This window comes from Vreelandella sp. 21 (genome assembly GCF_050995515.1).
In the GTDB taxonomy this organism is placed as follows: Bacteria; Pseudomonadota; Gammaproteobacteria; order Pseudomonadales; family Halomonadaceae; genus Vreelandella; species Vreelandella alkaliphila.
Genome location: NZ_CP194673.1, coordinates 1,633,389 through 1,653,876, shown reverse-complemented (window position 1 = coordinate 1,653,876; position 20,488 = coordinate 1,633,389). Strand labels below are relative to the sequence as shown.

23 protein-coding genes and 3 pseudogenes are annotated in these 20,488 nt (G+C 49.9%); 7 read left to right on the top strand and 19 right to left on the bottom strand.

Annotated features, from left to right (window positions below; all coding sequences use genetic code 11):
* Nucleotides 1-41: 41 nt before the first annotated feature.
* The 13 genes and pseudogenes from ACN06F_RS07715 to ACN06F_RS07655 all read right to left on the bottom strand — a co-directional run bounded on the left by ACN06F_RS07715 (nucleotide 42) and on the right by ACN06F_RS07655 (nucleotide 7,180).
* Nucleotides 42-662, bottom strand: a complete 621-nt coding sequence (locus tag ACN06F_RS07715) for a LysE family translocator (RefSeq protein ID WP_415963964.1) — start codon at nucleotides 660-662, stop codon at nucleotides 42-44.
* 90 nt (nucleotides 663-752) lie between these two features.
* Nucleotides 753-1,241, bottom strand: coding sequence for a GFA family protein (locus tag ACN06F_RS07710; protein WP_325049579.1), 489 nt, complete (start codon nucleotides 1,239-1,241; stop codon nucleotides 753-755).
* Nucleotides 1,242-1,622: 381 nt separating this feature from the next.
* The gene (locus tag ACN06F_RS07705; protein ID WP_433924974.1) at nucleotides 1,623-2,030 is read right to left on the bottom strand and encodes a hypothetical protein; all 408 of its coding nucleotides are present in this window, start codon (nucleotides 2,028-2,030) and stop codon (nucleotides 1,623-1,625) included.
* Between the two features lie 215 nt (nucleotides 2,031-2,245).
* Nucleotides 2,246-2,464 (bottom strand): PIN-like domain-containing protein, encoded by a 219-nt coding sequence (locus tag ACN06F_RS07700; RefSeq protein WP_433925111.1) that lies wholly within the window; start codon nucleotides 2,462-2,464, stop codon nucleotides 2,246-2,248.
* 214 nt (nucleotides 2,465-2,678) lie between these two features.
* Nucleotides 2,679-2,837, bottom strand: a complete 159-nt coding sequence (locus tag ACN06F_RS07695) for a PIN-like domain-containing protein (RefSeq protein ID WP_433925110.1) — start codon at nucleotides 2,835-2,837, stop codon at nucleotides 2,679-2,681.
* A gap of 332 nt (nucleotides 2,838-3,169) precedes the next feature.
* A complete protein-coding gene (locus ACN06F_RS07690; protein ID WP_141239987.1) occupies nucleotides 3,170-3,283 on the bottom strand; it encodes a transposase in 114 nt (37 codons plus the stop codon).
* Between the two features lie 133 nt (nucleotides 3,284-3,416).
* A pseudogene (locus tag ACN06F_RS07685) lies at nucleotides 3,417-3,650 on the bottom strand (transposase); the annotation flags it as partial.
* A 99-nt stretch (nucleotides 3,651-3,749) separates the two neighbouring features.
* A complete protein-coding gene (locus ACN06F_RS07680; protein ID WP_217181827.1) occupies nucleotides 3,750-4,232 on the bottom strand; it encodes a hypothetical protein in 483 nt (160 codons plus the stop codon).
* Between the two features lie 294 nt (nucleotides 4,233-4,526).
* Nucleotides 4,527-5,339, bottom strand: coding sequence for a MerR family transcriptional regulator (locus tag ACN06F_RS07675; RefSeq protein WP_038483659.1), 813 nt, complete (start codon nucleotides 5,337-5,339; stop codon nucleotides 4,527-4,529).
* Between the two features lie 278 nt (nucleotides 5,340-5,617).
* On the bottom strand, nucleotides 5,618-5,941 hold the full coding sequence (locus ACN06F_RS07670; protein WP_433924973.1) for a VOC family protein: 324 nt from the start codon (nucleotides 5,939-5,941) through the stop codon (nucleotides 5,618-5,620).
* 203 nt (nucleotides 5,942-6,144) lie between these two features.
* Nucleotides 6,145-6,348 (bottom strand): transposase, encoded by a 204-nt coding sequence (locus ACN06F_RS07665; RefSeq protein WP_051626567.1) that lies wholly within the window; start codon nucleotides 6,346-6,348, stop codon nucleotides 6,145-6,147.
* Nucleotides 6,338-6,621, bottom strand: a pseudogene (locus tag ACN06F_RS07660) (transposase); the annotation flags it as partial. The gene ACN06F_RS07665 and the pseudogene ACN06F_RS07660, both read right to left, overlap by 11 nt.
* 124 nt (nucleotides 6,622-6,745) lie before the next feature.
* Nucleotides 6,746-7,180: a GNAT family N-acetyltransferase gene (locus ACN06F_RS07655; RefSeq protein WP_084183698.1), complete on the bottom strand. Its 435-nt coding sequence runs from the start codon at nucleotides 7,178-7,180 to the stop codon at nucleotides 6,746-6,748.
* A 130-nt stretch (nucleotides 7,181-7,310) separates the two neighbouring features.
* On the opposite strand from ACN06F_RS07655, the pseudogene ACN06F_RS07650 reads away from it, so the two are divergent.
* Nucleotides 7,311-7,572 (top strand): annotated as a pseudogene (locus ACN06F_RS07650) (IS110 family transposase); the annotation flags it as partial.
* A 665-nt stretch (nucleotides 7,573-8,237) separates the two neighbouring features.
* A complete protein-coding gene (locus tag ACN06F_RS07645) occupies nucleotides 8,238-9,551 on the top strand; it encodes a hypothetical protein (protein WP_038483657.1) in 1,314 nt (437 codons plus the stop codon).
* A 20-nt stretch (nucleotides 9,552-9,571) separates the two neighbouring features.
* On the opposite strand, the gene ACN06F_RS07640 is transcribed toward ACN06F_RS07645, so the two are convergent.
* Nucleotides 9,572-10,090: a zinc ribbon-containing protein gene (locus ACN06F_RS07640; RefSeq protein WP_009723500.1), complete on the bottom strand. Its 519-nt coding sequence runs from the start codon at nucleotides 10,088-10,090 to the stop codon at nucleotides 9,572-9,574.
* 163 nt (nucleotides 10,091-10,253) lie between these two features.
* On the opposite strand from ACN06F_RS07640, the gene leuS reads away from it, so the two are divergent.
* The 5 genes from leuS (at nucleotide 10,254) to ACN06F_RS07615 (ending at nucleotide 15,908) form a co-directional block, all read left to right on the top strand.
* Nucleotides 10,254-12,839, top strand: a complete 2,586-nt coding sequence (leuS, locus tag ACN06F_RS07635; protein ID WP_038483655.1) for a leucine--tRNA ligase — start codon at nucleotides 10,254-10,256, stop codon at nucleotides 12,837-12,839.
* Complete coding sequence (locus ACN06F_RS07630; RefSeq protein ID WP_120387059.1) at nucleotides 12,836-13,348, top strand: twin-arginine translocation signal domain-containing protein; 513 nt, start codon at nucleotides 12,836-12,838, stop codon at nucleotides 13,346-13,348. The genes leuS and ACN06F_RS07630 overlap by 4 nt, the downstream gene beginning before the upstream one ends.
* Nucleotides 13,345-14,412, top strand: coding sequence for a DNA polymerase III subunit delta (gene holA, locus ACN06F_RS07625; RefSeq protein ID WP_038483651.1), 1,068 nt, complete (start codon nucleotides 13,345-13,347; stop codon nucleotides 14,410-14,412). Before ACN06F_RS07630 ends, holA begins: the two co-directional genes overlap by 4 nt.
* A gap of 100 nt (nucleotides 14,413-14,512) precedes the next feature.
* Nucleotides 14,513-14,956, top strand: a complete 444-nt coding sequence (locus tag ACN06F_RS07620) for a PA2779 family protein (RefSeq protein WP_433924972.1) — start codon at nucleotides 14,513-14,515, stop codon at nucleotides 14,954-14,956.
* Nucleotides 14,957-14,966: 10 nt separating this feature from the next.
* Nucleotides 14,967-15,908, top strand: coding sequence for a PA2778 family cysteine peptidase (locus ACN06F_RS07615; RefSeq protein ID WP_433924971.1), 942 nt, complete (start codon nucleotides 14,967-14,969; stop codon nucleotides 15,906-15,908).
* Nucleotides 15,909-15,948: 40 nt separating this feature from the next.
* Here the strand turns inward: ACN06F_RS07615 and sthA are convergent, their stop codons facing one another.
* The 5 genes from sthA to ACN06F_RS07590 all read right to left on the bottom strand — a co-directional run bounded on the left by sthA (nucleotide 15,949) and on the right by ACN06F_RS07590 (nucleotide 20,487).
* Nucleotides 15,949-17,340: a Si-specific NAD(P)(+) transhydrogenase gene (gene sthA / locus ACN06F_RS07610; RefSeq protein WP_038483647.1), complete on the bottom strand. Its 1,392-nt coding sequence runs from the start codon at nucleotides 17,338-17,340 to the stop codon at nucleotides 15,949-15,951.
* A gap of 100 nt (nucleotides 17,341-17,440) precedes the next feature.
* Nucleotides 17,441-17,695 carry a (Na+)-NQR maturation NqrM gene (gene nqrM / locus ACN06F_RS07605; protein ID WP_009723507.1) on the bottom strand — a complete coding sequence of 85 codons (255 nt, stop codon included), beginning with the start codon at nucleotides 17,693-17,695 and terminating at the stop codon, nucleotides 17,441-17,443.
* Nucleotides 17,696-17,898: 203 nt separating this feature from the next.
* The gene (gene nqrF, locus ACN06F_RS07600; protein WP_038483644.1) at nucleotides 17,899-19,131 is read right to left on the bottom strand and encodes an NADH:ubiquinone reductase (Na(+)-transporting) subunit F; all 1,233 of its coding nucleotides are present in this window, start codon (nucleotides 19,129-19,131) and stop codon (nucleotides 17,899-17,901) included.
* A gap of 68 nt (nucleotides 19,132-19,199) precedes the next feature.
* Complete coding sequence (gene nqrE / locus ACN06F_RS07595; protein WP_009723509.1) at nucleotides 19,200-19,817, bottom strand: NADH:ubiquinone reductase (Na(+)-transporting) subunit E; 618 nt, start codon at nucleotides 19,815-19,817, stop codon at nucleotides 19,200-19,202.
* Between the two features lies 1 nt (nucleotide 19,818).
* Complete coding sequence (locus ACN06F_RS07590) at nucleotides 19,819-20,487, bottom strand: NADH:ubiquinone reductase (Na(+)-transporting) subunit D (protein WP_038483642.1); 669 nt, start codon at nucleotides 20,485-20,487, stop codon at nucleotides 19,819-19,821.
* Nucleotide 20,488 lies beyond the last annotated feature (1 nt).

Genomic DNA, 20,488 nt, shown 5'->3' with positions numbered 1-20,488 from the left:
TGGGGGAAAGGTCATTGATTAACGATCATCCTAAGAGAAGCTCAATAAGCCTTTGCTATCAGATACGATCCGGCTCCAACCATTAAACCACCAGCCGTCACTTTAAATGCTCGTTCTGCTCTATGGTTAGTGCCAAATGACGCAACGACCCCCGCAAAATATGCATAGCCTAATTTGACACCACCAACGGCGACTATGGTTATCATCGCAATTGCTGCGATATCCAATGTCCGGATAGTGGCCAAATCAACAAAAGTAGGGAATAAACTCGCGTAGAAGAATATTGCCTTTACATCACCAAGGGTGAGAAGTAGACCAGAGAAAAAGCTTGCTGATAATTTCGATACTGATCGGCCGGAATGCTCCACCTGCAATGGAGCTTTCGATCTCATAAGACTTATACCAAACCAGATCAAATACGCGCCTGCCAAATATCTCAGTATCAAGAAAAAACTACCCACAGCTTCTGCCAGCGCAGTCATCCCTAAAACAGCTAGCAATACCAAGATAAGATCACCGGCTACAATTCCCGCCGCAACGGCACAGCCGTTCGAGAATCCGGCAGAAGAAGCGCGAGCAACGACCAAAGCGACACTAGTGCTGGGAACTAGCGCTAAAGCTGCCATCACTGTAAACAGAGCTAATATTTCAACTAAACTCATGGCAATTCCAGGTCTAACGCTTGGCTTTGCGACTTGCCAGAGCGCAACGTAGGTGCATCTGCCAACAGCCGCTGGTTATGTGATGATAGCTCAATCTGGCAGCCCCTCGAACTTTGGCACCTCCCCTAACTCCCCATCCCAAGCAGCTTTGCTAGATAAAAAGATGTGTGCAGTTGGCAACATAGTGATTTCAGTGTCCAAACACCCAGCAGGAACGACGAGCAAACCCGCGATCTGAGTATTGGGTAATGCTGAACCACACAACTTACAAAAACTCTTATTATGACGAGAGCCTGGAAGCGCAAAGGAAGTCACTGCATCGGCACCTGACTGCCAAACCAATTTAGCTGAATTTGAGAATAGATTTGCCGCATGAGCCGAGCCTGTATCTTTTTGACAGTGCTGACAATGACACAGGTAAAAGCTGTCAAACTCGCCTTTTACCTCAAATCTCACGGTGCCACACAGGCAAGAACCAAAATAATCAGTCATAAGAACTCCTTTCACGGCCTCACATAACGCCGTATTAATGTGTGACCAGCGCTTGCCATACTTGAGCGAAGCGAAGCCGACAAGCATTTGAAACCACTCCTAAACGCCTTGTTTTGCGATTTTACGTGCTTTAATTGAGTACAACAGTAGAACCTGTAAAGTAACCCTCTGTTTGAATAGGACAGATGCTGGTTAACCGATGAATGTCTAGTGCCCCAGACCAACTTGCAGGGAGCAACCCGGTCTGGCAGTGATTAACAATCACACCAAGAGAGCCTCAATAGGCGACCGAAGGAAGTACCCTTGCGGTATTTTTGCTGTAAGCCACCAACAGCCAACGATGATAGATGAACTAGGATCAATGGCTCAGGGACTTTATATTGACCGCTTACGCGGCCAATAAAAATACGGTGGGCCTATTAACGAGCAGAAAGCTCATAGGGGTTAGGCTTACATTGCTTATAACCTCTAGGACTCATCGTCCTTGCCATCCTTCCTTATATATCTATTAATTTTTTTGAAGATTTCATAATCGTCTTCCTGAATTCTTTTCTGTAATTCAAGTATTTTCCTCAACTTTTCAGCATCAAAGGATGATATTGTATTTGCACGCTCTGTAAACTCATTGATTCTGTCTCTGTCAAATGAGGAAACCCTATTTACACTTTCTAAGATCTCTCTCATTCTATCACTATCCAAGGAGGATAGCTTATTCGCACGCTCTACAATCTCTCGTAGTTCTTCACTGTTGAATGTTGAAGTTCTATATTTGTCGGCCATCTCAGAAAGCTGCTTCGAAGTTAAATTATTTGAGCTTTCGGAAACGTGCGGCGTACTTGCATCCTCAATCGAACTTTCACTTACATCAACAGCCAAGTTAGACTTCCCATCCTCTAAGAACATCGAGGTGCTGTACGTATGAAAGTTTCTAATGTTGGACTTTCGGTATATTTCGGACTGAAGCTCAGCTAGAGGCCCAATAGTTTTTTTACCATTTGAGCTAATTTTATACCACCAATCGTCTTTGGCATCATCAGTGATAAAAATAATATTTTCAACAATTTCACTTTTTCCTTATGAATTATTTGATATCATAAGATCAGGTCTCCATATTGCCTTTCATAATACAATCCATCATTATAAAAGTGTGTATCATCGTCATTACTTTCTTTTCCCGAATCTTTAAACCCAGGGGGAATTTTCTTTTTAAAGCGCTCCTCTCCCTCTTTGTAAAAATCGTCTAACCACTTTTGGTCTTTAGGTTTATCGCCAACTTTTCCATCAAAGAAATCATTAAGTTTGTCTCTTATCTCATCGTGATGATCTTATACATGGTTGCTCACTATCCCAGCACTGGACTGACTTCCTATAATTTGATATGGATTTATTTATTTCTTTTTCTAATTTTTCAGTATTTTCAAACAACTTTGGAAAACGTCGCTTAAGGGCTAATTTTTCAAAACCACCCTTGAAGACTTTCTGAATTTTTTCCAAGTTGCTTTCAATGTCATTAAATACAATCCTTTAATTCCTAATAATATTTAATCTACGCCTTTGATATTCCAACCCAACGTGATAAGGAATCCATAACTTTTCATTTATAGCTTGAAGAATACTGAAAAAATCCTCTCTTGTTTGTTTAGCATATCCATACAAATTAAGAAGAACATTTGTATCAAACACAAAAATAGTTTTGTCATCTTTCCATAGCTCCTCCAATACGGATTCGTCTATATTGTAATACCCCTTAAATCGTCTTTCATCTACAGTCCTTGATAAACTCTTTTTGGTGAATTTGCTAAGAACACTCTTAATGCCCCATTGTAAGCCTAACGAGGCTGTAGAAAAAACCGATTTTGGACCATCTCCACCTCCTGTGATCCTAATTCATTTACTCAGTCAATAATCTCGCTGAGTAATCTTAATATCGGCATTTAGCCACTTGGACGCCCAGATAAAGCTTGTTGAAGACGGCCTTTTGCTCTTAAAAAGCAACTTACCCCGCTCTAAGCCCTTCATGACGCGGCCAAATGACCACCATTCGCCAACTTCTCAATATTATGCACCAAGCAGTTGAGCTGACACTGACCTTGCACTTTTTTCTTACCCCGTAGACTGAACCGGTTCAGTCTTTACGTCGTGCTAATATTGCCGAATATCGGCTCCACTACCGATATGCGATGTTTGTAGATCTACTTTCCCTGGGAGTGGAACTGCATCGCAAGAAATGACTTTGAAAATGATATTAGTCTCGCAGCATCACTGCTTCTCGCGGCTGGAGGTGATGCCTTTGGAGTAGGAAAACAGGATGGCCGGATCGTAGGCCAGCCGACCCGTCGTATCGCTGCGGTACTGGGGATGGAAAACTGTCAAGTCGAGCTTATGTTCGTTCAGGTAGTGCACAGCGTGTTCAAAGGTGCCTGGCTGGAGCTGATCTTGGTAGTTGATCACCACCTTGGTGTTCTGATCGTAGTTATAAGCCTTGAAGCGCGGCATGCTGACCACTCCTCGTATGTTTCCTCGATCCTACCAAAACTTAGCCGTCAGCGGATTTTTATACGGCCTCAACGCTCACAACAAGGTCTGGCAAACGCGCTAGCGTTTGACAGCCCCAGCAACTGCAGGCTGCGATTGCTTGTTCTTGTTAGGAGCCGTTCTACGCTTGAGCTCATTGTAAAAGTAACCTTCTTCAGGTTCTTGACCAAAGGCAATGTGTCTCATCATATTTATCATCATGATGGTGCCTACTTGAATGCCACTTTCATCAATTTCTTGGTCATCATAATCAGGGCTAAGACTTAGCTCATAGCTGACAACCCAAAATACGCCAATTTTATGTGTTGCTTCTAGTAGCGTGCTAAATATATGGCCGTTAACTTCGTGGTTTGGGTCTGATATGAACACAGACATATTGTTTGCAATTTCATATCTATGTTCTCGTGCTTTATCAAATTTATATATGTCTTGATCATTTATTGCACCTAGCTCTTTGAACCAGAGTAAGGATGCTTTTAGAGGTCTTTTATTAAAGCTCAGGACATCATTAAAGTATTCTTCGTTTAATACCCCCCTTTCCATGCCCCAATTATCTGTGAAGAAGTCCTTTGGCTTGGAGACAGTAAATTATCTGCACAACTCATATGCAGAAATGTAAACGGAGGCACTAATCAGATTTTCCCGAAGCACAGTTGGATTAGTTAATTTTTCCCAGGACTCCATAGTGTGTGCTCCTAACTATATGCATCGGACTTTACCATCATTCTTAGTGGCCATGATCGGCAGAGAACGACCGACATTCGCAAAGGCTGGCGCCTTCCATTGTTGCAGTTTGTTGCGACATAGAAGCAGTTCGAGCCTGCCTCTATGTGGCGTTCAGTTTTTGAGTGGGATGTAAATTTCGGTCACGCTATCCGGGTGCATGGGGCCTAGGAAGCGCTCACCGCTGTATTCGAACTCCACCCCTTCGTCTGGCTCCATTCCGGCAGCAGGCAGCCATTCACTGTAAGCGGCGCGGAAGGTTTCCGGCAGCGTAGTGACTGCGCCGTGATGCTCTACCTTTGCGTAATAGCGAGCGGGTATCTGCAACTCCACCATACTGGGCACCAGTGGTGCTTCGGCATTCACAGGCAAACCTGCGACATAACGCCATTGACCGTCATCCAATGGCTGACAGACACCGAAGGTGCCGACCGGATCGTGCAAACGATCAATTTCCTTCTCCCGTGGAAAGAAGCGTTCCCACATCTGGCCAATAGTGCCTTCGTCTTGCTCTTGCCAGCTCATCCCCATGATTCGCAGCGATGGATAATAGATTCGCTCAGGTGTTTGCATCGCCGGCATGCAACGTTCCGGCTGAGCCAGGTAGCGAATGAGTTGGTCGAGCACTTGCTGGTCGCGGGCGATGGAACTCTTGAGCTTGCGAGCATGCACTTCCAGGGACTCACAGAGGCTTACGACACTGTCCAACCCGCCACTGTTCGCCAGTATGCGGATATCCTCCAGTGGCATACCAAGTTGCTTGAGCCAGACAATTCGCCCCAGGGTAATGATCTGTTCGGGCCGGTAATAACGATAGCCGTTGTCGCGTCCAGTCAAGGTCGGGGTGAGCAAGCCAATACTGTCATAGTGGCGAAGCGTCTTGGTAGTAAGCCCATGACAACGGGCCATTTGTCCGATGGTAAGCATGGTAACTCCTGTTTCCACTGGTAAAAACGTAGCTTATTCCTTACCCTAGGGGAAAGCTCAAGCCCCCATGCTTCGCTCTCCCTGGATTATGGCTGGCGTCAGACCTTAACTTTACAGATTTAGCATTGACCGACTATCTAGTCCGCTCTTTGGCTGTCGTCTCTTGTGCTTGTAATGGCCTACCGGATACAAACGGTGGTCACCACGAACGCACATATCTGGTCAGTGGCAATGCAACTGGGTGGTCATGTGCGATGCAATTACGCATCCATGCATGGTCATTGCTCACTAAGTTCGACCTTTCTCCCATCAGGGTCTTGAGCAACGTAGATCTGCCTGCCGTTTAATTCATGCTGGCTGACAGTTTTCACATGGGAGAGAACCTGTTGTGTACCATTTAACGAAAAACCGACTCTGGAATTGTCCAATGCCTCGTTCTTCGCCAATGGATAAAGCTCAAACACAAAACCTGCATCTTGCGAAGAGTAGTGCGTAGGTCCGTCGCCGTGCCTCTCCTTGACGAAGTTGAACCCTAGCAGTTCATAAAACTGCTTACTCGCTTCCAATTCTTTGCACCGCAAGACGAACAGGTTGATTTTCATTGCTCACCCTAAAGACCATAACGAGACTGTAGAAAAACCCGATTTCGAGCCGTTTCCGCCGCCTATCATCCTATTTTATTTACTCAGCAAGTTATCTTTCTGAGTCATCCTAATATCAGCACTCAGCCATTTGAGCGTCCACATTAAGCAAGTTGAAGACGACTTTTTGCTCTTGCAAATCAACTTATCTCGCTCTGGGTCTTTCATAACGTGGCCAAATGACCATTATTCGCCAACTTCTCAATATTATGCACCAGCCAATATAACTGCCACTGTCTCTGCACTTTTTTCTCACCCCGAAGGCTGAAGCGGTTCAGTCTTTTCGTTGTGCCAATATTGCCGAATACCGGCTTCACTACCGACATGCGGTAGCTGTAGGTCTGCCCTCCCTGAGAGCGGAACGGCATAGCAGAAAAGAGCTTTGAAAATAATGCTGGTCTCGCACCACCACTGCATCCCATGGCTGGTGGTGATGCCTTTGGGCAAACAGGATGATCTTCAACAGGATGGCCGAATCGTAGGCTAGCCGTCCGGTCGCGTCGTTGCGATACGTGGGATAGAAAACTGACAAGTCGAGTTTATGCTCGATCAGGTCATGTACTGCGTGCTCAAAGGTGCTAGGTGAAGTTGATCACCACCATGGCATTTTGGTCGTAGTTATAAGCCTTGAAGCGCGGCATGCTGACCACTCCTCATCTTTTTTCCCAACCCTATCGAAACCATCGTGCCGTAAACACTTGAAGCAATTCAAACCCAAAATGCCAAGCGTTGGAAATCCGTCTTAAATGCTTTGTTATGGGAAATTTAGACGCGCCTGATCATCTTAATGTGAGGGACTCCCGTACTCTTAGCAACGTAGGATTGGCCTGAAGCCTTAAAGCCCAACTTTTCATACATTGATACGGCATGTAGCCTAGCATTTAAATAAATTTCTTCAGCTCCCTTTTCAAGCGCTTCATGTGTCAGTTTCGTTAGGACACTTGTACCTAAGCCCTGCCCTTGCATGTCTGGACGGACTACCATCTGAGATATCTTAAAGATTCGTGGAATTTCTTCGCTTAGTCGACCATATGCGCACAACGAACCATTCTCTATTGCAGCGATATGAAAACTACTACTCTCGAGTGCATCAAACAATATTTCTCGCGGAAGGCCAGAAGCTCGGAAAAATAAGTCATACCGTAAATCCAATGCATCTTTGTATAGCTCGTCCGTGCTTTCTAAGTATATAAATTCCATTTTGTCTCCCTTGCCCATAACACCTGAGTTGAGTGGCGTTTGTGAAGCAGACGCAGCCTGCGGAACAAACAACCGTTTCCAACGATTTGATACTCATTGAGCCTTCTCCCTCTCTCAGCCTGCTTGGCTAAGGTTTACCTCCTGCTCCCAACAGATCAAGTACAAAGCCGAATCGGATAGTAAGACCTATGGCACACCCAGGGTAACAAAATTGGTAATGCTCATCTCAAGTGGGCTTTTTCTGAGGCTACTGTACTTTATCTACGCGGCAATCCAGGTACACAGGAGCTATTGCAACGCCTCCAGAAACGCGTGAGTAACGCCAAAGCCTTATCGGCTCTGGCTCATAAGCTGGGTGTACGGTCTATTTCATGTTAAAAAACAATAAGTAACTTCAGTCTCTAAACTCGGCTGCTACTGAAGATGGGGTGACGTCGTCTGGTTCAACCAAATGGTAGACTTCTGCTTGCAGTTTCAATATCTCAGGCCAAGCTGTTTCCACGATAGATTCTATTGACATATTCTGACCTAAAATACTTTGGACATAACAGCGTGTTCTAGCTCATTAGTCCGAGGATATGCACTTGATGACGTCACTCAGGTACAGCTTAGAGCTACCGCAGCGCTTTCGGCTTGTTAAAAAAAGCACGCTACCGCCCCGGTACAACTGGGCTGCGTTAACATGCTCCACTGGCGACCGTCTGTATTTTTCTTGCCTGATACTGCGTTAAGCAAACTATATATTTTTGACATTACTCAGTTTTCTTCGACATGGCAAAGTCCTTTCGCGGGTGCCTCATTCACTCGTTCCTCGCGATACTCGTTACCGCGCGCTACAAGTTGCTTTGATTGGTTATAACGGCGCGGCTAGTGTTGGCGGCATTATCATCGCGCGCTGAAGCGCCCTCCCACAATAATTCGAGGCCTATGGGCAGCAGCACGCACCGCACTACATGAATGCACTTATTGTTACGTTTATGCGAAGTTTCCCGCGCCTTCCGCTAGCCAATTGTTGAAAAGCCGATTAGCCTGCTAACTCAACCAGCAAGGGATTGAGATGCAAGAGACAACGATGCGGCAGCGGGTGGCGGGTGTTTTGATTCTGCTTGGGCTGTTTGCTCAAATTATTGGCTTTATCGGCGTGGTGCCGACGGCGCAGGCAGTGAGCTATGTGCTGTGGGCAGCGGTGGCGCTGCTGTGGCGGGACATTCCGCGCCGTTCGCGCATTCAGGCGGGGGTATTGATTACCATTGGAGTGCTGATGCTAGTGGTGGCACGGGTGATTTATGGTGCCAATGTAAATTGGCCTGCCATGCTTCAAGGCAATGTGTTTGTGGCCACGATGCTGGTGGGCGTTAGCTTTATTTCGTTGATTGGCACCCAGGGTAATAAGCGCCCACCGGGCAAACGGGTGACCGGTGCAGATGGCGTGCTGCGCACGTGGCTGGGAGTGCACTTTCTTGGCACTATTCTGAATCTTTCGACGATTTTTATGGTGGGCGACCGCTTAGCTAGGCGCTCTCCGTTAACCATGCCCCAGCTGTTGGCCTTAAATCGTGGGCTTTCAAGTGCGGCATTGTGGTCACCCTTCTTTGCCTCTATGGCGGTGGTGATTGCCTTGGCGCCTGAAGTTCAGTACGGCCAGATTGCGCTGATAGGGTTTCCGTTGGCGATGCTATCGGGGCTATTAACCACCCTAGAGTTGAGGCGTCGGTTTGATTTAACCGAGGTCGACGGCTTTTCACTTTCGCCACGCAGCCTGTTAATGCCGGCGAGCATGGCAGCACTGGTGATGCTGTTTCATTTTTGGCTGACGCCGTCGCTCACCATTGTCAGTATTATTACCTTTTTACTGCCAGTGGTAGCGGTGCTGAGCAACTTACGGGAAGGCACACGCTTTACCCTGCGGCGCATTCGCCAACACACCACCACACGACTACCCGCCATGCGCGGGGAAATTTCGCTATTTTTAGCGGCGGGCTTATTAACGCTGGGGCTTTCTACCCTGGTAGCGGCCGCAGCAGGTGACGAATGGACGCTATTTGCTACCTTTGGCATGTGGCAAGCCATGGTAAGCTTTGCGGCGATTACACTGAGTGCGCTGGCGGGATTACACCCGATCATTGGCGTTTCCGTGCTGGCATCTATTTTGAATTTAGCCAGCGGTGAGCAAACGCTGTTTGCCTTTGTTGCGCTGAGCGCTTGGGCGGTGGGTACCAGCGTTGGGCCGTTATCTGGCATAAACCTTTCGCTGCAGGGGCGCTACGGAATCAGCGGCTACCGCATGATGAAAAACAATTTACTGTATGCCGCCATGATGAGCCTGCTCTCGCTGGGCGCGATCGCAGGCCTGAGCATCTGGGTCAATTAAGTGATGAGTGCGCTAGCCTCTTAGGTTTCGACGATTTTACTGGGAAAGCGGTAGAAATAGCGGTGGCCACACTGGTGGCATGGTTCCAGGCGCGAGACGCTTTCTAGCATCACCTGGGCATCGCAGTGTACGCACGCCATCAGGCCCGGCGCAGCAACTTCACCTTCGCAGTAGTCGGCGCGGGCGGCTTCCAGGTCATCTTCGAAGCGTTCGCGCTCCACCACGCTGCGGTCGGCGATTGAAAGCAGCGATTCCGCCACACGCCGTGAAAGGCTGTCGATATCAATGCCCAACCAGCTAGCAACCTGCTTACCGGTATCTGCCATGTAGTAGCGCATATCTTTCAGGTCACGCTCTACCCAGGCACGCAGCAGTGCTAGCTCGTCTTTGGTGTACTCTTCCAGCTCCGCTTCAAAAGCAACGGCGTCGTCCAAATCCTTTTGTAGATTATCCCAGGTAAGATCGTTGGCCCCGTCCTGCATGCGTTCTAGCAGGCGCTCGTAGCCTTCGCGCAAACGGTGATCGTTATGTTGTTCCATGGTACCTCTCCTTTTGTCGACCCAAGGTGCGGCCTATCATCGGCTAACCGTTCAAGGATACACCTGCATAGGATACAATCGACGTTACTTATCTGACAGCCGTCATCCATTATTCACTTTGCGCCCTTTTTGGGCGAATTACCCCAAGGCATTGAAAACACCGATGGACGCACATTACAGCCCCCGTGAGATTGAACGTGACGCTCAGCAGTACTGGGATAAACACCAGTGCTTCAAAGCAGTAGAAGACGCTAACCGCGAAAAGTTCTACTGCCTATCCATGTTCCCCTACCCCAGCGGCAAGCTGCATATGGGCCACGTGCGTAACTACACTATCGGCGACGTTGTGTCCCGTTTCCAGCGCATGCAGGGTAAAAATGTCATGCAGCCCATGGGCTGGGATGCGTTCGGTATGCCTGCGGAAAATGCCGCGATTCAAAACCAGGTACCGCCCGCGAAGTGGACCTATCAAAACATTGATTACATGCGTAACCAGTTGAAGGCACTTGGCTTTGCCTACGACTGGAGCCGCGAATTCGCTACCTGCGATACCAGCTATTACCGCTGGGAGCAGTGGTTCTTTACCAAGCTGGTCGAAAAAGGCTTGGTCTATAAGAAAATGTCCACGGTGAACTGGGACCCGGTTGACCAAACGGTACTGGCTAACGAGCAAGTGATTGACGGCTGCGGCTGGCGTTCTGGTGCACCGGTAGAGCGTAAAGAAATCCCGCTGTGGTTCTTGAAAATTACCGACTACGCCGACGAGCTGTTGGCAGATCTTGATAATGTCGAGTGGCCCGAACAGGTCAAAACCATGCAACGCAACTGGATTGGTAAATCCCGCGGCGTTGAGATGACCTTTGATATTCAGGCGGAAGACGGCAGCGCCTGCGAGCCGTTGGCGGTGTATACCACCCGCCCGGATACGCTGCTGGGTGTCACCTACGTGGCCGTCGCCGCTGGTCACCCCCTGGCCAAGCAGGCTGCCGCACAAAACAGCGAACTGGCGTCATTTTGTGACGAGTGCGCCAAAGGTGGCACGTCGGAAGCCGAAATGGCTACCAAAGAAAAGCTGGGCATGCTCACCGGGCACAAAGCGATTCACCCGCTTACCGGTGATGAAGTGCCGGTGTTTGTGGCCAACTTCGTATTAATGGAGTTTGGCACCGGTGCGGTTATGGCGGTACCTGCCCACGATCAGCGCGACTGGGAATTTGCGACCAAGTACGGCGTAGAACTCAAGCCTGTGGTGGCCGATGCCAACGGCAACCAGCCGGATATTTCCGAAGGTGCTTATGTTGAGCACGGCACGCTGATTAACTCAGGCGAATTTGATGGCCTGGAATTCCAGGCGGCGTTTGATGCGATTGCCGCGAAGCTTACTGAGCTTGGCCGCGGTGAAGTAAAAACCAATTACCGTCTGCGTGACTGGGGTATTGCACGCCAGCGTTATTGGGGTGCGCCAATTCCTGTGAAATACGGCCCGGAAGGCCAAACCGTGCCGCTCTCTGATGATGAGCTGCCGGTAGCACTGCCCATGGAAGTCACCGTGGATGCTTCTGGTTCACCGCTGAAGAAGATGCCCGAGTTTTCTGAACTGGGCGATGGCTGGGTGCGCGAAACCGATACCTTCGATACCTTTATGGAATCGTCCTGGTACTTCGCCCGCTTCTGCTGCGCGGATAACCACGAAGCAATGTTGGACGAGCGCGCCAATTACTGGCTGCCCGTTGACCTGTATATCGGCGGTATCGAACACGCGATTCTGCATCTGCTCTACGCCCGCTTCTTCCATAAGCTGCTGCGCGATTTCGGCATGCTGGATTCCGATGAGCCGTTCCAGCAACTGCTCACCCAGGGCATGGTCATCGCGGAAACCTTCTACCGCTTTAAAGATAACGGTGGTAAGGAGTGGTTCAACCCCGCTGATGTAGAAGTAAAACGCGATGAGAAAGGTCGTCCGTTAAGCGCTGTTCTAATCAGCGACGGCCTGCCGGTGGAAATGGGCGGCATCGAGAAGATGTCTAAATCGAAAAACAACGGTGTTGATCCTCAGTCGATGATCGACAAGTTTGGTGCCGATACTGTCCGTCTGTTTATGATGTTTGCCGCACCGCCCGAGCAGTCACTGGAGTGGTCGGATTCAGGCGTTGAAGGTGCGCACCGCTTCTTGAAACGGATTTGGCGTCAGGTGACCGAGCACCTTGCTGCTGGTACACCGGGCGAACTGACCCTTGATGCGTTGAACGACGACCAAAAAGCACTGCGTCGTAAGACCCACGAGACTATCAAGAAAGCCAGCGATGACATTGGCCGCCGCACCACCTTTAATACCGCCATTGCCGCAGTCATGGAACTCTCTAACGCAGTGGCCAAGTTCGACGATACGTCCGAGCTCGGCTTAGCGGTCAGTCGCGAAGCGCTTGAGGCATGCGTGCTGCTGCTAGCACCCATTACACCGCACCTGTGCCACACGCTGTGGCAACAATTAGGCTATGACCAGCCCGCCATTGAAGCTCAGTGGCCGAAGGTAGATGAAGCCGCGCTCACCCGCGACAGTATCGAACTAGTCGTGCAAGTGAACGGAAAACTGCGCGCGCGCCTAGAAGCCCCGGCCAGCGCAGATAAAGCCGCCATCGAGCAACTGGCGATGGAGAACGAAAACGTCCAGCGCCATCTGGAAGGTAAAACGGTTCGTAAAGTCATCGTTGTACCCGGTAAGCTGGTTAACATTGTGGTGAGTGGATGAAACCATCCCAACACGTTACACGCCGTCGTTTCCTCGCTACCAGCATCGCCGCCTCAGCGGCGGTGCTGCTCAGCGGCTGCGGGTTTCGCCTCCGCGGTTTGGATTCAATGCCGCGCTTGCCTGCCCTGTCACTAGAGGGTGACGACAAAAGCGCCCTGGCCCAACAGCTACGCATCCGATTACTACAGCAAAGCAGCGAGGTTTCTGATGGCGCCCCCTGGCGGGTCACGCTGGGCTCACCAACGCTTCGCCAACGCCGTATTGGCAGCGAAGGACGCGCCAGCCAAGAACATGAGCTAACGCTAAGCACGTCTCTCTCCGTACAGCAGCGAGAGGACAATGCTTATGTGCTTAATAATGCAACGATAACGACCGATACACGCATTCGGGTCAGCGATGATGATCTGCTCAATAGAGAAACCCTCTTTCAAGAAGCTGAACAAACGCTAACGCGACAATTGGCTGAGCGCATTATCGAAAGACTGGCGAACCTTGAGGCCATTCAGTGAAGGTATTTTCGGATCAGCTTCCCGCGGCCTTAGCAAAAAAATTGCCTAAGGTGGTGATTGTTGCCGGTGATGAGCCACTGCAACATCGTGATGCCTGTGATGCCGTGCGCTCAGTCGCGCGGCAAGCGGGTGTCGAAGAGCGGGAAGTGCTTGATGTAGAGCCTAATTTTGCCTGGGGTCGGCTGCTGGAAACCGCCAGTAACCTCTCTTTATTCGCCTCTAATAAGCTTCTGGAACTTAGGCTGGGGACGCACAAACTCGGCCAAGATGGCAGTAAAGCACTGGCAAAGTATGCTGAATTGATGGATGGCAGTGACGACTTACTGCTGATCAGCATGGGCAAGTTAGACGCCAAGCAACAAAAAAGCGCTTGGTTTAAAGCACTCGATAAACACGGTTTATTTGTACCTGTATGGCCCGTTGATGCTTCGCGCTTAGGCTACTGGCTGAGGGATCGCGCATCGCTGCATGGTTTGCAAATCGACCTAGAAGCGGCTCGCTTATTGGGTGAGCGCACCGAAGGTAATCTGTTGGCCGCTGATCAAGAGCTGCAAAAACTCGCGCTGATTCATCCACCTAACACTCGCCTTAATGTTGAAAGCATTGCCCAAGGCGTGGAAGACAGCACCCGCTTTGATGTGTTTAACCTTGCGGATGCCTGTTTAAAAGGAGAGCCAAGCCGTACCTCGCGTATCGTTAATGGGCTGCGCAGTGAAGGGGTTGAAGCTCCCATCGTGCTTTGGGCACTCAGTCGCGAACTACGCACCCTGCTATCGCTACACCAGCATTTGGATCAGGGACAAAGCTTTGAGCACGCGTGTAAAACCCAGAAACCAATGATTTTTGATAAACGCCGCCCCGCTTACCAAAAAGCGATCAGTCGCCTATCAATGAAACGTTTACACAAACTCCTGCTGATGGCCCAACGGTTAGATCTTGCTGTGAAAGGGGCTTCTGCGGTGCCCTTATGGCCAGGACTACATGACCTAGCCATGACCATGGCGGGTGGCAAGGGGCTTTTAGCTGAATCCCCTTGGACCTACCGCATTAGTGCAAATAATTAGCACTTTTCGTTTTCGCCTTAAATCCAGTACGGTTTATTTCTATACTATTGATTCAGGTTACAAATTAGTTTGCTCCCCGATACGTCTAAGGATGAAGACAATGAAAAAAGTGCGCGCTTACCTCTCAAGCTTACTGATCGCTGCGTTAGTCATTACCAGCCTACCTGTTGCCGCTGCGCCCACAGCCCCGCAGAGTATGGACGCTACCTCTACAGACTTAGTCTCTACAAACTTGGTCTCTACAAACTTGGTCTCTACGCAATCTGTTTTAGCAGGCGACCGCGCAGGTGCTGACCGCGAGCGTATTAATGAAATTCTCGCCCGTGCAGATGTGCAAGAAGAGCTCCTCAAGCAAGGTGTTGATCTAGATGACGTTGAAGCCCGCGTTGCCGCACTAAGCGATGCAGAAGCGCAGCAAATGGCCGAACAACTCGAACAGCTGCCCGCCGGCGCCGGCGTGATTGGCGCCCTGTTTGCGGTATTCGTTATCCTACTAGTGACTGACATTCTCGGCCTGACCGATGTTTATCCGTTCACTCGCTAATTTGACTGCCATGATGAAACACCTTTTAAACGCCCGCTTTGCGGGCGTTTTACTGCTTGCCCTACTGCTGCCCACTCTGCTTAGCGGCTGCGCCCGCAGCCCGGTGCTACTAGAAAGCACTAAAGCTAGCCTAGCACCGCAAACTGAGCTTACCGAAGTACCGTTTTACGCCCAGACGGCGTATCAGTGTGGCCCAGCAACGCTGGCAATGGTGCTCAATCACCAGGGGGTAGATGCAGGGCTTGAGCAGTTAATCCCACAGGTATTTCTGCCTGGGCGAGAGGGTAGCGTCCAACCTGAAATGCTAGCCACTGTGCGCCGTTATAAGCAGTTAGCGATCCCCGTTCGTGGCACCATGGATGCATTGCTTGGCCACCTGGAAGCAGGTGACCCCGTGGTGGTGATGCAAAACCTCGCTTTGCCAGCTTTCCCGATGTGGCACTACGCGGTGGCCATTGGTTTTGATTTACCTAATGAAACGCTGATTTTACGTAGTGGCGAAATCGAACGACATACGATGTCGTTTAGCCGCTTTGATGCTACCTGGGCACGCAGTGAGCGCTGGGGATTTGTGGTTAGCGAACCTGGCAGCCTGCCCGAAGGCGTTACCGCCCGCAATGCACTGGAAGCCATTAGCGCTTACGAGGAGCAGCATGGGCCTGTTGCAACACTTTCCAGCTGGCAAGCTTTTGTAGAACGCTTCCCAGCCAATCCGCTGGGTCAATTTGCACTCGGCAATGCGCTATACGCAGCTCAACAACCTCAAGCAGCGCTGGAAGCCTTCGAATCAGCCACACAGCTTGACCCTGCCATGGGCGCTGCATGGCTCAATGTAGCCATACTCAGGCTTCAGAAGGAAAATAGGGAGGGTGCGCGCGAAGCACTCACTCAGGCTGCCACCTTAGACGGTGACTGGCAACCACGCGCGCAGCAACTGCTGGATGGTTTGTGAGGCGTGAGTATGGGGGCATAGCCCCCATGCTTAAAACATTTTAAAACACTCGGTTTAAGCCATTTTGCGCCGCCACCCGGTACGCTTCGGCCATGGTGGGGTAATTGAAGGTCGTATTGATGAAGTACTTCACGGTATTCGCATCCCCTTCCTGCTGCATAATGGCCTGGCCGATGTGCAAAATTTCCGACGCCTGGTCACCAAAGCAATGGATACCTAAAATCTCCAACGTATCTTGGTGGAACAAAATCTTCAGCATTCCCACCGTATCGCCGGTGATTTGCGCACGAGCAGTATCTTTAAAGAAGGCCTTACCCACTTCGTAGGGCACTTTGGCTTCGGTCAGTTCACGCTCGTTGGGGCCGAAAGAGCTGATTTCGGGAATAGTGTAGATCCCGGTGGGTACATCGCTAACGAAGCGATACTCTTTTTCCAGTAACTCGTTACAGGAGTTTAATCCCTGGTCGTAGGCAGCACTGGCGAGACTCGGCCAACCAATCACATCACCTGCAGCGTAAATATGCGGAATCGCGGTGCGGTAGTGCTCATCAACGCTAAGCTGGCCTCGGCCGTTTGCCTCTAAACCAATGTTCTCAAGTCCAAGGCTATCGGTATTACCGGTACGACCATTCGCCCAAAGAAATGCATCGGCGCGGATTTTCTTGCCTGACTTCAGATTTACGGTTACGCCGGCTTCATCACCTTCGACACTTTTATAGTCTTCGTTATGGCGGATCAGCACACCGTGTTTACGCAGATGGTAGGAAAGCGCATCACTGATCTCATCATCCAAAAATGACAGCAGACTATCGCGGTTGTTGATCAAATCAACCTTAACACCAAGACCCGAAAAGATAGAGGCGTACTCGCAACCGATCACACCTGCCCCAAAGATCACCAGTGTCCGCGGGGTATGGGAAAGGCTGAGAATCGTATCAGAGCAGTAAATACGTGGATGACGAAAGTTAATATCCGCCGGACGATAAGGCCGAGAGCCGGTAGAAATAACAATTTTCTTGGCTACCAGCTCTTCCACGCCTTCCTGCCGGTCTCGCACTACCACGGTATGCTCATCTTTAAAACGCGCCACACCATGAAACAGATCAATGCGGTTGCGCGCGTAAAACGTTGTGCGCATTTCGACCTGTTTATCGATGGTGCCACGCGAGCGCTCCATCACTTTAGGAAAAGAAAACCAGCGGGGTTCACCGATATCGCGGAACATGCGGTTGGTATTGAACGCCATGATCTGTTTGACCTGATGGCGCAGCGCTTTTGAAGGGATTGTGCCCCAGTGGGTGCAGTTACCCCCCACCTGGGCCTGCTTTTCAATAATCGCCACTCGCTTGCCATGCTTTGCGGCGTTAATAGCAGCGCTTTCCCCAGCGGGACCAGTACCTATCACCACAACATCGTAATTGTGAACGGCCATACGACTTGGATCTCCTTATTCCTGACTTAAAAGCGCTCTCAACAATGGCATTTACATAAACGCTCGCGGTGAGCGAGCGTCTGAGCAGCCAATTGCTAGATTAACGACGCGTTGCGTCATAACCTAGGTCAGCTCCACGGCTTTCATCGCTACGCCGACGTACACTTCCACGCTTGCGGTTTTCTTCTTCACAAACCTCATCTTTGCCGCCGCAGATGTCACAGCCTTCTTTTAGGCCTAACTGATTTAATCCACCACAGGAACCGGCAATAGGCTTGCGGCCCATTAATACGCCAACGGCCATTGCCGTCATTACCAGCGCCATAAAACCAAATACCAGTAGCCAGATTGTCATGTTCACCTCCCAGCATTGCATTAACTGCTCACCTGCCGACAACGGTCATGTCGTTAAGTGCCGTAGAATTTTAATGCCTATTGTACCTCAGCCACTTCAAAATGATCAGGCAACTCATCGTTTTTCAAACATTCACATACAAACGGGGCTGACCAAAAGGCCAGCCCCGCTCATGCCCGAAGGCAACTTACACAATCACGTTGTTAACCGCCGAAGTCATCCAGCAGGATGTTTTCCGGCTCCACGCCCATATCGAGCAATAGCTTGATAACAGACGCGTTCATCATGGGCGGCCCACACATGTAGTACTCACAATCTTCAGGAGCTGGGTGGTCCTTCAGATAGTTTTCGTACAATACATTGTGGATAAAGCCTGTCGGCCCTTCCCAATTATCTTCTGGCTGCGGGTCAGAAAGCGCCAGGTGCCACTCAAAGTTCGGGAACTCTTCGGCTAGCTGATCATACTCTTCGTTGTAGAAGGTTTCACGCCAGGAGCGCGCACCGTACCAGAAAGTAATTTTACGATCTGACTTCAAGCGTTTGAGCTGATCGAAAATATGGCTACGCATTGGCGCCATACCCGCACCACCACCGACAAAGATCATTTCCGCATCTGTGTCTTTGGCAAAGAACTCACCAAACGGCCCCATAACGGTAACCTTGTCGCCAGGCTTCAAACTGAAGACATAGGTCGACATAAGGCCCGGCGGGTGGCTTGTACCCGGAGGCGGCGTCGCGATACGAATGTTGAACTTGAGGAGGCCCTTTTCATCCGGGTAGTTAGCCATGGAGTAAGCGCGAATAACTTCCTCGTTATTCTTATGGGAAATTTTGAACATATCAAATTTTTCCCAATCGCCACGATACTCTTCTTCGATGTCAAAATCGGAGAACTTAATATCGTAAGGCGGCGCTACCAGTTGCACATAACCACCGGCGCGGAAGGCAACTTCCTCACCTTCGGGCAGCTTCAGGTTCAACTCTTTAATGAAGGTCGCGACGTTAGGATTCGCGGTAACTTCACACTCCCACTTCTTAACGCCGAAGACTTCTTCAGGCACTTCTACTTTCATGTCCTGCTTCACAGGAACCTGACAAGACAGACGCCAGCCTTCTTTCTTTTCACGCATAGTGAAGTGAGACTCTTCCGTCGGCAAAATAGAGCCGCCGCCCTCTTCTACTCGGCACTTACACTGAGCGCAAGAACCGCCGCCACCACAGGCAGAGGAAAGAAAGATTCCGTTTGCAGCTAGGGTGTTAAGAAGCTTACCACCAGCCTGAGTCTGCAGGGTGTGCTCGGGGTCGCCGTTGACTTCAATCGTCACGTCCCCGCTACTCACTAGCTTGCTGCGCGCTGCCAGAATGATCGCCGTTAAGCTAATAACGATGATCGTGAACATGACAACACCGAGCAAGATGACAGATGTATCAACCATGTCGGTTTCCTATTGCTGAAGGTTTTCTATACCTCGGCAGCCTGAGCTGCCGAGAAAACCGGCTCCGATTAAAGCTGAATGCCTGAGAAGGACATAAAGCCCAACGACATTAAGCCAACGGTAATAAACGTGATGCCAAGACCCTGAAGACCGCCAGGCACGTCGCTATACTTCAGCTTTTCACGGATACCAGCCAACGCTGTAATCGCAAGCGCCCAGCCAACACCAGAACCGAAACCGTAGATTACGGATTCACCGAAGTTGTAGTTACGCTCAACCATGAACAGTACGCCACCTAGGATGGCGCAGTTAACGGTAATCAGCGGCAGGAATACGCCCAGCGCGTTGTATAGCGCAGGAACATATTTATCGAGAAACATTTCCAGAATCTGAACAAGTGCGGCAATAACGCCGATGTAGCTCAGAAGACCCAGGAATGAAAGATCGATGTTTTCAGCACCGCTTATGCCAGTCCAAGACAAAGCGCCTTCAGCCAGCAGCAGGTTGAACACTAGATTGTTGACCGGAACCGAGATTGTCAGTACGACAATAACGGCAATCCCGAGACCAAATGCAGCGGAAACCTTCTTAGATACCGCAAGGAATGTACACATCCCCAAGAAGAAGGCCAGTGCCAAGTTTTCAACAAAAACCGAAGCAACGAAAAGGCTTAGATAGTGTTCCATGTTACACGGCCTCCTTCGGCTTGGTGTTGTGCTTCATTTTGAACTCGTTCTCTTCTACCTGCTCAGGATTGACTGAACGTAAAACCCAGATCAGCAAACCGATAATAAAGAAGGCAGAGGGCGGCAGGAGCAGCAGACCGTTGGGCACATACCAACCACCATTCTGCACTGTTGGCAGGATGGTAAAACCAAAGATACTGCCAGCACCCAGTAACTCACGGAAGAAGCCAACGACCATTAAGATAAAGCCGTAGCCCAAGCCGTTTCCGATACCGTCAAGGAACGACATGCCCGGCGTATTGGACATCGCAAAACCTTCCGCACGACCCATTACGATGCAGTTGGTGATGATCAGACCCACAAATACTGACAGCTGCTTAGACATTTCATATGCGTAAGCTTTGAGGATCTGGTCAACCACGATAACCAGCGACGCAATAATGGTCATTTGAACAATGATACGAATCGAAGACGGAATATGGTTCCGGATCAGCGATACGAACAGGTTCGAAAAGGCCGTCACAAAAATAACCGCTAGCGCCATTACCAGCGATACGCTCATGCTGGTGGTAACCGCTAGAGCAGAACAGATCCCCAAAATTTGTAGCGCAATGGGGTTGTTCTTAAAAATCGGCGCCGTTAAAACACTTTTTGCATTTACATCCGCCATG

What these genes read in the sequence shown, in the direction of transcription:
- ACN06F_RS07710 (WP_325049579.1), bottom strand. Translation starts at nt 1,241, where the DNA reads ATGCTTGTCGGCTTCGCTTCGCTCAAGTATGGCAAGCGCTGGTCACAC.
- ACN06F_RS07665 (WP_051626567.1), bottom strand. Translation starts at nt 6,348, where the DNA reads ATGCCGTTCCGCTCTCAGGGAGGGCAGACCTACAGCTACCGCATGTCG.
- ACN06F_RS07715 (WP_415963964.1), bottom strand. Translation starts at nt 662, where the DNA reads ATGAGTTTAGTTGAAATATTAGCTCTGTTTACAGTGATGGCAGCTTTA.
- ACN06F_RS07620 (WP_433924972.1), top strand. Translation starts at nt 14,513, where the DNA reads ATGAAAAAAGTGCGCGCTTACCTCTCAAGCTTACTGATCGCTGCGTTA.
- ACN06F_RS07655 (WP_084183698.1), bottom strand. Translation starts at nt 7,180, where the DNA reads ATGGAATTTATATACTTAGAAAGCACGGACGAGCTATACAAAGATGCA.
- nqrF (WP_038483644.1), bottom strand. Translation starts at nt 19,131, where the DNA reads ATGGTTGATACATCTGTCATCTTGCTCGGTGTTGTCATGTTCACGATC.
- ACN06F_RS07615 (WP_433924971.1), top strand. Translation starts at nt 14,967, where the DNA reads ATGATGAAACACCTTTTAAACGCCCGCTTTGCGGGCGTTTTACTGCTT.
- ACN06F_RS07640 (WP_009723500.1), bottom strand. Translation starts at nt 10,090, where the DNA reads ATGGAACAACATAACGATCACCGTTTGCGCGAAGGCTACGAGCGCCTG.
- sthA (WP_038483647.1), bottom strand. Translation starts at nt 17,340, where the DNA reads ATGGCCGTTCACAATTACGATGTTGTGGTGATAGGTACTGGTCCCGCT.
- leuS (WP_038483655.1), top strand. Translation starts at nt 10,254, where the DNA reads ATGGACGCACATTACAGCCCCCGTGAGATTGAACGTGACGCTCAGCAG.
- nqrM (WP_009723507.1), bottom strand. Translation starts at nt 17,695, where the DNA reads ATGACAATCTGGCTACTGGTATTTGGTTTTATGGCGCTGGTAATGACG.
- ACN06F_RS07680 (WP_217181827.1), bottom strand. Translation starts at nt 4,232, where the DNA reads ATGGAAAGGGGGGTATTAAACGAAGAATACTTTAATGATGTCCTGAGC.
- ACN06F_RS07670 (WP_433924973.1), bottom strand. Translation starts at nt 5,941, where the DNA reads ATGAAAATCAACCTGTTCGTCTTGCGGTGCAAAGAATTGGAAGCGAGT.
- ACN06F_RS07630 (WP_120387059.1), top strand. Translation starts at nt 12,836, where the DNA reads ATGAAACCATCCCAACACGTTACACGCCGTCGTTTCCTCGCTACCAGC.
- ACN06F_RS07645 (WP_038483657.1), top strand. Translation starts at nt 8,238, where the DNA reads ATGCAAGAGACAACGATGCGGCAGCGGGTGGCGGGTGTTTTGATTCTG.
- nqrE (WP_009723509.1), bottom strand. Translation starts at nt 19,817, where the DNA reads ATGGAACACTATCTAAGCCTTTTCGTTGCTTCGGTTTTTGTTGAAAAC.
- ACN06F_RS07590 (WP_038483642.1), bottom strand. Translation starts at nt 20,487, where the DNA reads ATGGCGGATGTAAATGCAAAAAGTGTTTTAACGGCGCCGATTTTTAAG.
- ACN06F_RS07675 (WP_038483659.1), bottom strand. Translation starts at nt 5,339, where the DNA reads ATGCTTACCATCGGACAAATGGCCCGTTGTCATGGGCTTACTACCAAG.